Source organism: Sphingopyxis sp. C-1, from assembly GCF_001047015.1.
In the GTDB taxonomy this organism is placed as follows: Bacteria; Pseudomonadota; Alphaproteobacteria; order Sphingomonadales; family Sphingomonadaceae; genus Sphingopyxis.
Window position 1 is genome coordinate 1,219,578 of record NZ_BBRO01000001.1, and the last position, 12,358, is coordinate 1,231,935.

At 65.6% G+C, this 12,358-nt stretch carries 12 protein-coding genes and 2 riboswitches; all 12 genes read left to right on the forward strand.

Annotated elements, in window-relative coordinates; all coding sequences use genetic code 11:
* Positions 1 to 60 precede the first annotated feature (60 nt).
* The 12 genes from ftsZ to SC1_RS05620 all read left to right on the forward strand — a co-directional run bounded on the left by ftsZ (position 61) and on the right by SC1_RS05620 (position 12,257).
* On the forward strand, positions 61 to 1,506 hold the full coding sequence (ftsZ, locus tag SC1_RS05565; RefSeq protein WP_062178672.1) for a cell division protein FtsZ: 1,446 nt from the start codon (positions 61 to 63) through the stop codon (positions 1,504 to 1,506).
* Between the two features lie 61 nt (positions 1,507 to 1,567).
* Entirely contained in the window at positions 1,568 to 3,418 is a 1,851-nt protein-coding gene (locus SC1_RS05570) for a tetratricopeptide repeat protein (RefSeq protein WP_062183641.1), read from the forward strand.
* The gene (locus SC1_RS05575; protein ID WP_062178675.1) at positions 3,415 to 4,587 is read left to right on the forward strand and encodes a deoxyguanosinetriphosphate triphosphohydrolase; all 1,173 of its coding nucleotides are present in this window, start codon (positions 3,415 to 3,417) and stop codon (positions 4,585 to 4,587) included. Before SC1_RS05570 ends, SC1_RS05575 begins: the two co-directional genes overlap by 4 nt.
* Complete coding sequence (locus SC1_RS05580) at positions 4,580 to 5,227, forward strand: NAD-dependent dehydratase (RefSeq protein WP_062178678.1); 648 nt, start codon at positions 4,580 to 4,582, stop codon at positions 5,225 to 5,227. The genes SC1_RS05575 and SC1_RS05580 overlap by 8 nt, the downstream gene beginning before the upstream one ends.
* 58 nt (positions 5,228 to 5,285) lie before the next feature.
* Positions 5,286 to 5,376, forward strand: a riboswitch (glycine riboswitch).
* Positions 5,377 to 5,485: riboswitch (glycine riboswitch) on the forward strand. It begins immediately after the preceding riboswitch.
* Positions 5,486 to 5,541: 56 nt separating this feature from the next.
* Complete coding sequence (gene gcvT, locus SC1_RS05585) at positions 5,542 to 6,666, forward strand: glycine cleavage system aminomethyltransferase GcvT (protein ID WP_083435696.1); 1,125 nt, start codon at positions 5,542 to 5,544, stop codon at positions 6,664 to 6,666.
* A 3-nt stretch (positions 6,667 to 6,669) separates the two neighbouring features.
* Positions 6,670 to 7,041, forward strand: a complete 372-nt coding sequence (gcvH, locus tag SC1_RS05590) for a glycine cleavage system protein GcvH (protein ID WP_062178681.1) — start codon at positions 6,670 to 6,672, stop codon at positions 7,039 to 7,041.
* A 52-nt stretch (positions 7,042 to 7,093) separates the two neighbouring features.
* Positions 7,094 to 7,909: a glycosyltransferase gene (locus SC1_RS05595; protein WP_062178684.1), complete on the forward strand. Its 816-nt coding sequence runs from the start codon at positions 7,094 to 7,096 to the stop codon at positions 7,907 to 7,909.
* Positions 7,910 to 7,912: 3 nt separating this feature from the next.
* Entirely contained in the window at positions 7,913 to 9,271 is a 1,359-nt protein-coding gene (gene gcvPA / locus SC1_RS05600; protein WP_062178687.1) for an aminomethyl-transferring glycine dehydrogenase subunit GcvPA, read from the forward strand.
* A gap of 32 nt (positions 9,272 to 9,303) precedes the next feature.
* Entirely contained in the window at positions 9,304 to 10,812 is a 1,509-nt protein-coding gene (gene gcvPB, locus SC1_RS05605) for an aminomethyl-transferring glycine dehydrogenase subunit GcvPB (protein ID WP_083435897.1), read from the forward strand.
* Positions 10,812 to 11,159, forward strand: coding sequence for a hypothetical protein (locus SC1_RS05610; protein ID WP_062178694.1), 348 nt, complete (start codon positions 10,812 to 10,814; stop codon positions 11,157 to 11,159). The genes gcvPB and SC1_RS05610 overlap by 1 nt, the downstream gene beginning before the upstream one ends.
* Positions 11,160 to 11,178: 19 nt before the next feature.
* Positions 11,179 to 11,625 (forward strand): ABA4-like family protein, encoded by a 447-nt coding sequence (locus SC1_RS05615; protein ID WP_062178697.1) that lies wholly within the window; start codon positions 11,179 to 11,181, stop codon positions 11,623 to 11,625.
* On the forward strand, positions 11,622 to 12,257 hold the full coding sequence (locus tag SC1_RS05620; RefSeq protein WP_062178700.1) for a DUF938 domain-containing protein: 636 nt from the start codon (positions 11,622 to 11,624) through the stop codon (positions 12,255 to 12,257). Before SC1_RS05615 ends, SC1_RS05620 begins: the two co-directional genes overlap by 4 nt.
* Positions 12,258 to 12,358 lie beyond the last annotated feature (101 nt).

The window sequence follows — 12,358 nt, forward strand, 5'->3', positions numbered from 1 at the left end:
CCGGTCGGGTCGCAAGGTTGGGGAAGCGGCACCTGTCCGCCGCTGCAGGGAGACTATTTGATGAGCATCAATATTGGCCCGCCGCAGGTCGATGAGCTGAAGCCGCGCATCGCGGTGATCGGCGTCGGCGGCGCGGGCGGCAATGCCATCGCAAACATGATCGCAGCGCGCGTCGAGGGTGTCGATTTCGTCGTCGCCAACACCGATGCGCAGGCGCTGAACGCTTCGCCGGCCGAACGGCGCATCCAGCTGGGGACGCAGATCACCCAGGGGCTGGGCGCAGGTTCGCGGCCCGAGGTCGGACGCGCAGCCGCCGAGGAAAGCATCGCGCAGGTCGAAGAGGCGCTGAACGGTGCGCATATGTGCTTCGTTGCGGCGGGCATGGGCGGCGGCACCGGCACCGGTGCGGCACCGGTGATCGCCAAGGCGGCGCGCGACCGTGGCATTCTGACCGTCGGCGTCGTGACCAAGCCCTTCACGTTCGAAGGCAATCGTCGCATGCGCTCGGCCGAGGCCGGCATTGCCGAGCTTCAGGATCATGTCGACACCCTGATCGTCATCCCGAACCAGAATCTCTTCCTCGTCGCCAATCCGAACACGACCTTCAAGGAAGCGTTCACGATGGCCGACGAAGTGCTTCAACAGGGCGTGCGCGGTATCACCGACCTGATGGTCATGCCCGGCCTCATCAACCTCGACTTCGCCGACGTGCGCAGCGTGATGCGTGAGATGGGCAAGGCGATGATGGGCACCGGCGAAGCCGAAGGCGACGGCCGCGCGCTTGAAGCTGCTCAGAAAGCGATCGCCAATCCGCTGCTCGACGGCGTGTCGATGGCGGGCGCGAAGGGCGTCATCATCTCGATCACCGGCGGTGAAGACATGCGCCTGATGGAAGTCGACGAGGCCGCGAACCATATTCGCGAACTGGTCGATCCCGACGCGAACATCATCTGGGGCAGCGCCTTCAACGACAACCTCGACGGCAAGATCCGCGTCTCGGTCGTCGCGACCGGCATCGATGGCACGGGCGAAGCGGCGCAGGCCGCACCCGCGACGCGCAGCTTCTCCTTCGCTCCGGCACGCGCAGCGACGCCTGCGCCGGTTGCCGAAGAGGTCGTTGAGCCGGTGGTTCAGGAAGAGCCCGTCGTCGAAGCGCCAATCAGCCAGGACAATGACCCGGCGCCCGGTTTCTCGCTCGGCGATACCGCTGAACCTGCGCCTGCAGCGGCCGAAGAAGAGCCGATGGAGTTGTCGCAGGTCGCCGCGACCTATGACGATACCGCCGACGAGCTGATACTCGAAGCGCCCGAAGCGCCGGCCGAATATCGCCCGTCGACTGCTGCCGAAGCTCCCGCCGAATCGCCGGCTCGCTCCGTTGGCGGCGGCACCTTGTTCGAACGGATGTCGCGTCTCTCGCGCGGGGCTTCCGCCCCCGAAAGCGAAGATGGCGGCAAGGAAGACGGGGTCGATATCCCGCGCTTCCTCGGACGCCAGAACAACCAGTAACAGGGCTGTCGCGCGGCCGCCCGCCGGGCACGGCAGGCCGGAGATCGGGATGATTGTGCCCATGCGGCAAGTGAAATTGACGGCGAAGCCGGTGCGCGCGCATCATTATGTTCGCGCGCTCGGTGCGCTGTTGCTTGGGACGGCGGCTTTGTCGTCCGCATATGCACAGGTGACGCCGCCCGATGCGGCGACGAAGGCCGCGATGGAAAAGCGCAGTACCGCGCGCGCGCTCCTGTCGTCGGCGCTTGCCCGCATCGGTTCGAACAACAGCGACACTTCCGCGCTGCTCGACGCCGGCCGTGCGTCGATAGAGCTGGAGGATTATCGCGCCGCGCTCGGTTTCCTCGTCCGCGCCGAACAGGCCAGCCCGCGCGACGGCGCGGTCAAGGCGGCGCTCGGTTCGGCGATGGTTCATTCCGAAAATCCGACGCGCGCACTCGACTATTTCGGCGAGGCGCAGTTGCTCGGTGCGCCCGAACGCTTGTTCCTTGCCGACCGCGGTCTGGCGCGCGATCTTCTCGGCCAGCAGGACGCGGCGCAGCGCGACTATCAACTCGCGCTGTCGATCGCGCCGAACGATGAACTGACGCGGCGCTATGCGCTCTCGCTCGGGATCAGCGGCGATGCCGACCGCGCGATCCAACTGCTCACGCCGCAATTGCGGGCGCAGGACCGCGGGGCATGGCGCCTGCGCGCGATGATCCTCGCAATGAACGGGCGCGACAAGGAAGCGACCGAGATTCTCAATGCAACGATGCCGCCCGCGATGGCGCAGAATATTCAGCCCTATCTGACGCAGATGGACCGGCTCAATCCCGCGCAGCAGGCGGCTGCCGCGCATTTCGGTCGTTTCCCGAATGGTCAGCTCGGGCCCAAGCGCAAGCCGGTACAGGTCGCCGCGGCGGCGCCTGCTCCGGTCCTTCCGGCTGCGGCTCCGGCCGCGAAGCGCACTCCGATCAGCGACAAGCGCCAGCCGAGCACGTCTGTCGCTTCGACCCCGACGCCCGCGCCAGCCCCGCGGAAACTTGCATCTGCGTCTGTGGCGACGCCGCCCGCTTCGGCGACACCGTCGGCCGCGGCACCAGCGACGTCCGCTCCGGCCGCCGCTCCGGCGACGGGTGCGCCCGTGCTGCAGTCGCCGTTTCGGCAGACCATTCGCCAGCCCGTCGAATCATCGCCCGCACCCGTCGCGGCGCAGTCGCAATCGGCAACGCCAGCATCGGTTCCCACGGCGATGGCTGCGGCATCCGCGCCCATCGGCGCCAGCGTCGAAGCCGACAAGGGGCCGATCGGTCCGGGCTTTTCAATCTCGGAAATGGGCCGTTCGACGGCCGCTGTTCCCCAAGCTACGGCGTCGGCACCTTCCAGCACAATTGCACCCGCGGCAACCGTTACACCGGCACCCGCTTCGGCCGCGCCGCTCGCCTCGCTCGCCGATATCGTCGGGTCGATCGAGATTCCGGCCGAGGAACTCGCGCAATCGGGAAATGCGGTTGGCGCCGACACGCTCGCCAAATTGATGGATGACAAGCGCAAGGCCGAAGCCGCCGAGGCGGTGAAGCGCGAAAAAGACGCGGCCGCCGCGAAAGCCAAGGCCGAGGCCGATGCCAAGGCAAAGGAAGAAGCCGCAGAGAAAAAGGCCAATCCCGCGCGCATCTGGATCCAGGTCGCGACCGGCGCAAATGCCAAGGCTCTTGCAACCGACTTTGGCAAGTTCGCCAAAAAGAGCCCGGCAGTGTTCAAGGGCAAGTCGGGCGCCACGACCGAATGGGGCAAGACCCGCCGCCTGCTCGTCGGCCCGTTCAAGGACCGCAAGGCGGCGCAGGACTGGCTGGCCGACTATAAAAAGGCCGGCGGCGACGGCTTCCTTTTCAACAGCGAGGCGGGCCAGTCCGTCGATCCGGTCAAGTGAGCGTAGCAGCCTGCGCCAGCGACCCCGCATCCAGCCGCGGGCGCCGTCATGCGGAGCTTGGCCGCGTCGTCCGCGGCCCGCGCGACGACTTTCAGCGCGACCGCGACCGCATCATCCATTCGATCGCCTTCCGGCGCCTGCGTCACAAGACGCAGGTGTTCGTCGCCCCCGACGGCGACCATTATCGCGTCCGCCTGACCCACAGCATCGAGGTTGCGCAGATCGGCCGCGGCATCGCCCGCGCGCTCGGGCTCAACGAAGATCTGACCGAGGCGCTGTGTCTTGCGCACGACATCGGTCATCCGCCTTTCGGCCATGCGGGCGAGGATGCGTTGAAGGCGGCGATGGCCGGCCATGGCGGTTTCGACCATAACGGCCATACGCTGCGCACGCTCGCGCGACTCGAATGCCCTTATCCGCGCTTCGACGGCCTCAACCTGACGTGGGAAACGCTCGAAGGGCTCGCCAAGCATAATGGCCCCGTCAGGAACCCCGGCTGGGCACTTGCCGAGATTGACGCCGATTTCGGGCTCGAACTTGAAAGCCACGCGAGCCTTGAGGCACAGATTGCGGCGATCGCCGACGATATCGCCTATGACAATCACGATATCGACGATGGCCTGCGCGCCGGGCTGCTCGATCTCGACCAGCTGATGGAGCAACCCTTCGTTGCCGCCAATTACCGCGCAGTGGAGGATCGTTTCCCCGGCGCCCCGCGCGACCGTTTGTTACGCGAGCTCGTCCGCGACCAGATCGGCGTGATGGTCAACGACGTGATCGCCGCGACGGCCGCCAATGTCGCCGCAGCCGGGGTCGCGAGCGTCGAAGAGGTGCGCGCCGCAGGCCAGATGCTCGGCGGCTTTTCGCCCGAACTCGCGGTGCAGGAACGCGAACTCAAGCGGTTCATGTACACGAACCTCTATCACCATCCCGAACAACTCGCCGCCGCCGAGGCCGCGAACAAGGTCGTCGGCGACCTCTTCATCGCTTATGCTGGCGACCCGCGACTGATGGGCGAGGACTGGTCCGGGCGTCTGCCCTGCGAAGAATGCGCGACAAACCGGCATATCGGTGATTATATCGCCGGCATGACCGACCGCTTCGCCATCGACCGCTATGCCGAAATCTTTGGGCGCGACGCCGTGCCACAGGCTCTCGCGCATGCCTGACGCGCTGATCGTCGGCGCGACGGGGCTCGTCGGACGCGCGGTGATCGAACGCTTCGGATCGGCGCCCCTCACTGTCCTGGCCCGACGCGAGGTGGAGGGGCTGGCACTGCAGCACAAGGCACTTATTGCTCCATCAGAACGCTGGGGCGATGTCATCGCCGCCGAAAAACCGAAGCTTCTCATTTCCTGTCTCGGCACGACGATCCGGGTCGCGGGCTCGCAAGAGGCATTCCGTGCCGTCGATCACGACCTTGTCCTCGTTGCCGCACGCGGAGCAAGGGCGGGCGGCACGCCGCACATGATCGCGGTCAGCTCGGTCGGCGCCGCGGCGAAGAGCGCCAACTTCTATCTCCGCACCAAGGGTGAGACCGAGGATGATCTCGCAGCGCTCGGCTTCGCGCGGCTCGACCTGATCCGTCCGGGCCTGCTCCGCGGCGATCGGCCGGGGCCGCAGCGTCTGGGCGAGGGGCTGGCGACGATCGCCGCGCCGTTCACCGACGCATTGCTGCACGGCAGCTTCCGCCGCTACCGTTCGATTTCGGGCAATTGCGTCGCCGCCGCGATCGTGGCGCTTGCCGCGCAGGATGGTTCGGGCGTGCATATCCACGAAAACGACGAAATCCGCGCGCTCGCCGATTGACTCCTTAAAGGGGCAGCGCCAAGGCTCGCAACGTCTGTCGGGCCTCGCAAGAGATTCGACCGGCCGCGCGGGAGAGCGTGGGGGAAACCCCACCACCGAAGGAGCAACCGCCCCGGAAACTCTCAGGTCAGCAGGACCGCGCAGGCTGGAACGGACACTCTGGAAAGCGTTCCGGCTGTTCATTGCCGGAACCACCGAAGGGGTAACTCCATAATATATGGAGGAAAACTCTCAGGTTCCCGTGACAGAGGGGGCATGGCAACAGGGCGGCACCGGGCCGCGCCTTGCCGTGTCAACGACGACGGGAGTGCGACATGCGCGAAGATGAAGAAGTTCCGATCGAAACAGCCACCCTGCCGCTCGACGGCTGGCACCGGGCGAAGGGCGGCCGAATGGTCGAATTCGCCGGCTACTGGATGCCGATCCAATATGAAGGCATTATGGCCGAACATCTCTGGACGCGCGAAAGCGCCGGCCTGTTCGACGTAAGCCATATGGGCCAGCTATCGCTGTCGGGCGATCGCGTTGCCGAGGCGCTGGAGGCACTTGTTCCGGGCGACATCTCGGGGCTCAAGCCCGGCCGGATGCGCTATTCGCTGCTGCTCGATGAAGATGGCGGCATTCTGGACGATCTGATGATCACCAACGAAGGCGACCAGTTCGGCATCGTCGTCAACGGCGCGGTCAAATGGGAAGATATCGGCCACCTCCGCGAAAATCTGCCCGACGACATCACGCTCAACCATAATGAGGATTATGGCCTCCTCGCGCTGCAAGGGCCAAAGGCAGTCGATGCGCTCGCGCGGTTGGTCCCCGAGGCCGCAAATCTCGTTTTCATGCAGGCGGCGCGTACAATCTGGCAGGGCCATGCGATCGCGCTCAGCCGCTCGGGCTATACCGGTGAAGATGGCTTCGAGATTTCGCTCCCGAACGAAGCGCTTGAAGCCTTCGCCGATGCGCTCTGCGCAATGGAGGAAGTGAAGCCGATAGGTCTCGGCGCCCGCGACTCGCTGCGGCTCGAAGCCGGCCTGCCGCTCTACGGCCACGACCTGACTCCCGCGACCGATCCCGCCGAAGCCGACCTTGGCTTTGCGGTGAGCAAACGCCGCCGCGAAGAAGAGAATTTTCCCGGCGCCGCGCGCATTCTCGGTCATCTTGAGGATGGCCCACCGCGCAAACGCGTCGGCCTGCTCGTCGACGGCAAGCTTCCGGTGCGCGAGGGTGCCAAGCTTTTCGACGGCGAGGATGAGATCGGCGTCGTGACGTCGGGCGGCTTTGCCCCCAGCGTCGGCGCGCCCATCGCGATGGGCTATGTCCCGCGCGACCATGCCGTGCCCGGAACCGCGGTTGCCGCCGAGGTGCGCGGCAAGCTCGTCCATTGCACGGTCGCGGCGATGCCGTTCGTTCCGCATCGATATGTTCGTAAAACAGGAGGTTGAGTGATGCCGCGTTATTTTACCGAAGAGCATGAGTGGATCGATGTCGACGGCGATGTCGCGACCGTCGGCATTACCGACTTCGCGCAGGGCCAGCTTGGCGACATCGTGTTCGTCGAAGTTCCCGACACCGGCGCCGAACTCAGCAAGGGCGGCGATGCCGCGGTCGTTGAGTCGGTGAAGGCGGCAAGCGACGTCTATGCGCCGGTCGACGGCACCGTGACCGAAGGCAATGGCCAGCTCGAGGAAGATCCCTCGCTCGTCAATTCGGATCCCGAAGGCGAAGGCTGGTTCTTCCGCATGACACTCGGCGACAAGAGCCAGCTCGACGGCCTGATGGACGCTGCTGCGTACAAGGTCTTCTGCGACGCCCTGTAAACCTGGCCTGTAACCGATAGCCCCTCCCGCGGGCGGGAGGGGGAGGGACAAGATGACCGACGCCGCGCCAGCCAATTGCCGCCTGATGGTGGCGACGCCCATCTATGAGGGCGCGCAGGGCACTTATGTCCGCGCGGCGCTCGATCTTGCGCTCCGCGCGCAGGCGATGGGCGTGCCGGTCCGGTTCGAATTCATCCTCTATCAGCCGTCGATCTCGCGCGCGCGAAACATGCTGGCGGCGATGTTCCTCGCCAGCGACTGCACGCATATGTTGTTCATCGATGCGGATATTGATTTTTCGCCCGACGACATATTCTCGATGGTCCGCGCGATGGACGCCAACCCGGAAGTCGGCGTCCTCGGCGCGGCCTATCCGCGGCGAATGGTCAACTGGAGCAATGTCGCGCGCGCGGCAGAGCTTGGCCTCGCGAAGGAGAATCCGGCCGAGCTTGCACGTTATGCTGGCGAATTTGCGCTGCACTTTCTGCATCCCGAGCAGAATTTCAAGCTGACCGATCTGGTCGAGCTGTCGCGGCTCGGCACCGCGATGATGCTCATCCGCCGCGAGGTGCTGGAGGGGCTGCGCACATCTCTTCCCGACCTGGTCTTCCGTCCCGACCCGGCGGAGCGGCAGGCGCACCGCGTTGGCGAAACCGAGACTGCTTTCTTCTGCCCGCTCATCGACCCCGAAAGCCAGGCTTTGCTCTCGGACGACTATGCCTTCTGCCGCCGCGTCCGCGACGCCGGCTTTCGTATCTGGCTCGCGCCATGGGTCCATACGACCCATGCGGGACCGACCGTTTTCACCGGCACACTTGCCGACACCGCCCGGCTTTATTCCGTCAATCCAGCCTCTTCCCCGGAGTAGTTCATGCGTTATCTCCCTCTGACTTCCGATGATCGCGCGGCGATGCTCGCCAGCGTTGGCGCGTCGTCGATCGACGATCTGTTCGTCGACGTCCCCGCCGAAGCGCGACTGGACGGCCCGATCGCCGGCCTGCCGAACCATGCGAGCGAGCTTGCGGTCGAACGTCATATGGGCGCGCTCGCACGCCGCAGCCGCGCCGCGGGCGAGGGACCCTTTTTCCTCGGCGCCGGCGCCTATCGCCATCATGTGCCGGCAAGCGTCGATCATCTGATCCAGCGCGGCGAGTTCCTGACCGCCTACACGCCCTATCAGCCCGAAATCGCGCAGGGCACGCTGCAGATGCTGTTCGAATTCCAGTCGCAGGTCGCGCGGCTGCTCGGCACCGACGTTGCCAATGCGTCGATGTACGACGGCTCGACCGCGTGCTGGGAAGCAATCGTCATGGCGCGCCGCATCACCAAGCGCGCCAAGGCCTTGCTCTCGACCGGGCTTCACCCGCATTATCGCAGCGTTGCGCGCACGATGGCGAAATATACCGGCGATACGCTCGTCGACGGCGACCCCAGTCTCGAGGCTGGGACCGACTGGGCGGCGCTGGCCTCGGCGATCGACAAGGACACAAGCTGCGTCGTCGTCCAATATCCCGATATCCTTGGCCGCATCGATGATATGACGAAGCTGGCCGAGGCCTGCCAGGCGGCGGGTGCGCTGTTGATCGCGGTCGTGACCGAACCCGTCGCGCTCGGTCTCATCAAGTCGCCGGGCGAAATGGGCGCGGATATCGTCGTGGGTGAGGGCCAATCGCTTGGTGTCGGGCTGCAGTTCGGCGGACCCTATGTCGGCTTGTTCGCGTGCAAGACCAAATATGTCCGCCAGATGCCGGGTCGCCTGTGCGGCGAAACCGTCGACGCCAATGGCAAGCGCGGTTTCGTGCTGACGCTCTCGACGCGCGAACAGCATATTCGCCGCGAAAAGGCGACGAGCAATATCTGCACCAATTCAGGGCTCTGTGCGCTGGCCTTCAGCATCCATATGACGTTGCTCGGTGAAGCGGGCCTTCGTCAACTCGCCGCGATCAATCACGGCCGCGCGCAGGCTGCTGCCGCCGAACTCGCGAAGCTGCCGGGCGTGTCGGTGCTGAACAACAGCTTCTTCAACGAATTCACGCTGCTGCTTCCCACCGCGGCACGCCCGGTGATCCACAAGCTTGCGGAGCGGGATATCCTCGGCGGCGTCTCGCTCGGCCGCCTCTATCCCGACAATGAAGGCCTTGAAAACGGCCTCGTCGTCGCCGTGACCGAAACCGTGACCGAGGCGGATATCGCCGCCTTCGCCGCTGCCCTGAAGGAGGTGCTGGCATGACCGCGCTCAACCGCGCCGGCTGGCGCCCCGAAATGAATGTTGCCGGCGGTGCCGACGACAATGTCACCTTTACAGGAAACCGCGCGCTGATGCTCGAAGAACCGCTGATCTTCGAGATTGGCGGCAGCGAGACGACCGGGGTCGATTTCGACGAAACGGCACCTGCCTTTGACCTCGGCGGCCTTGCGCGCACCGCGCCCATCGGCCTGCCGGGCCTCAGCGAGTCCGAAACGGTGCGTCACTATACGCGCCTCAGCCGCCAGAATTATGCGATCGATCTCGGTCTCTTCCCGCTCGGTAGCTGCACGATGAAGCATAACCCGCGCCTCAACGAAAAGGTGGCGCGGATGCCCGGCTTTGCCGACGTCCACCCGCTGCAGCCGCAGGAAACGGTGCAGGGTGCCTATGCGGTGATCCACGAGCTCGCCGAATGGCTGATCACGCTCACCGGCATGCACAGCGTCGCGATGTCGCCCAAGGCCGGCGCGCATGGCGAACTCTGCGGTATCCTCTGCATCAAGGCGGCGCTCGAGGCGCGCGGCGAAGACCGCCGTGTCATCCTCGTCCCCGAAAGCGCGCACGGCACCAACCCCGCGACTGCGGCCTTTGCGGGCTTTACCGTCGAGGATATCCCGGCGACCGAGGCCGGCCGCGTCAACCTTGAAGCGTTGAAGGCACGCCTTGGCCCCGACGTCGCCGGGGTGATGATCACCAACCCTAACACCTGCGGCCTGTTCGAGCGCGACATGAAGGCGATCTCGGATGCGGTCCATGCTGCGGGCGGCTATGTCTATTGCGACGGCGCGAACTTCAACGCCATCGTCGGGCGCGTGCGCCCCGGCGACCTTGGCGTCGATGCTATGCATATCAACCTGCACAAGACCTTCTCGACCCCGCACGGCGGCGGCGGTCCTGGCTCGGGTCCGGTCGTGCTGTCCGAGGCGCTCGCGCCCTTCGCACCCCTGCCTTTCGTGACCCGGCAAGGCGACAGCTTCCGCCTGATCGAAGAGGAAAATGCGGGCGAGGATCATCCGCAGACCTTCGGCCGCATGACCGCCTTCCACGGTCAGATGGGCATGTTCACCCGTGCGCTGACCTATATCCTCAGCCACGGAGCCGACGGCCTCAAGCAGGTTGCCGAAGATGCGGTGCTCAACGCGAACTATGTGCTGCGCAGCCTCGAGGATGTGCTCGACGCGCCCTTCGGCCGCTCGGGGCCGTGCATGCACGAAGCACTGTTCAGCGATAAAGGCCTCGCCGAGGGTTTCTCGACGCTCGACATCGCCAAGGGGCTGATCGACGAGGGCTATCACCCGATGACGGTCTATTTCCCGCTCGTCGTCCATGGCGCGATGCTCGTCGAGCCGACCGAGACCGAGAGCAAGGCCGTGCTCGACCAGTTCATCGGCGCCCTCCGCAGCATCGCAATGCGCGCGAAGAACGGCGACCCGGCGCTGAAGACCGCGCCGCACTTCGCACCGCGCGCGCGCCTCGACGAGACGCTCGCGGCACGCAAGCCCGTCCTCGCCTGGGAGGGCTGATGACCGAACCGGCGCCCGGCCCCGAACGTCCCCAGCCGCGCTCCGGCGCGGGGTGCATCGCGGCCGGTGCGTTGTTCGCGATCGTCGCGCTTCTCGGCTGGCTGATCGCGATCACTGCCTATGGTCTTGTCGTCGAGCAATGGGAGATGGTCCGGGTTCGCCGCGAGTTCAGCTATGACTGGGCGTTCGTCTACGCACCGCTTTTCGCGATCGGGCTCGGCCTCGCGACGGCCTTCTTCATCTCGCGCCGCGCGTCGGCCGCGCGAATGACCTTGCTGATCACCGTCACCGGCGCCATTGCTTTGCTGGCGGGCGTCGTGCTGTTCGGGCTCGGCGGACTGATCTGACAGGGCGGGGGAGCGCGCGATGAGCTGGGACAATATCTTTCTGTTGGCCAATTACTGGGCTTTCGCGGGCTGGATCGCACTCGCCTTTCTGCCGCGCAGCCCGAAAATCCTCGCGGCGATCCTCTATGCGGGCGTCTTCCTGCTCTGCCTTGCCTATACGATATTGATCGTCGGTTTCCTGACCGGCGGCATCGACCCCGGCGGAGCGAGCGGGGCGGACTTCACCACGCTGAAGGGCGTGATGAAGCTGTTCGACAGCCCGGGCGGCGCGACGATGGGGTGGATCCATTACCTGGCCTTCGACCTTTTTACCGGCATGTGGATCGCGCGCGACGCCGATCAGAAGGGCTTCAGCCGCATCGTGCAATTTCCCTTCCTGTTTCTGACGCTGATGGCCGGCCCGGTGGGCTTGTTCGGCTGGCTGATCGTGCGTGAACGCCGCGCGCGGGCACAGGCGACCAAGTGACGCCGCAACCCTGGACGCCGGGGGAGGGCGCGCCGGGTGACAAGCGCCATGCACCGGCAACGCTGCGCAATCGCGACGCGATCGTTGCGGTTCTGCGCGATTGGCTCCCTGCGACCGGGTCAGTGCTGGAAGTCGCGAGCGGATCGGGCGAACATGCGGTGCATTTCGCCGCTGCTTTTCCGGATCTGGATTGGCAACCAACCGATCCCGACCCCGCCGGGCTGACGTCGATCGCGGCCTATCGCGTTGACGCCGGGCTGGCGAATATTGCTCCGCCGATCGCCCTCGATGCGGCGTCCGATGTATGGCCGTTGGACCGCGCCGATGCGATCCTCTGCATCAATATGGTGCATATCAGCCCGTGGGAGGCGACGACGGGCCTGCTCGCTGGCGCAGTCCGGCTGCTTGCCCGCGGCGCGCCGTTGATCCTTTACGGCCCCTATTTTGAGCCCGATGCCCCGACGGCGGAGAGCAATCTAGCCTTCGATGCCAGCCTGCGCAGCCGTAATCCTGCGTGGGGGCTTCGCGATACCGACGCCGTAAAAGCAGCCGCCGTCGATGCCGGTCTCGCCTTCGCTGAACGCCGCGCGATGCCTGCAAATAACCTGATGCTGTTGTTCCGCCGCACCTGACGGACCTGACAGTATGGGCGATCGGCGCTTTACGCGGCCCCCGCAGGCGCTAGCCTCTCACCAATTGCACGAAAGAGATGCGATTCGAGGAGAGAGAGGCG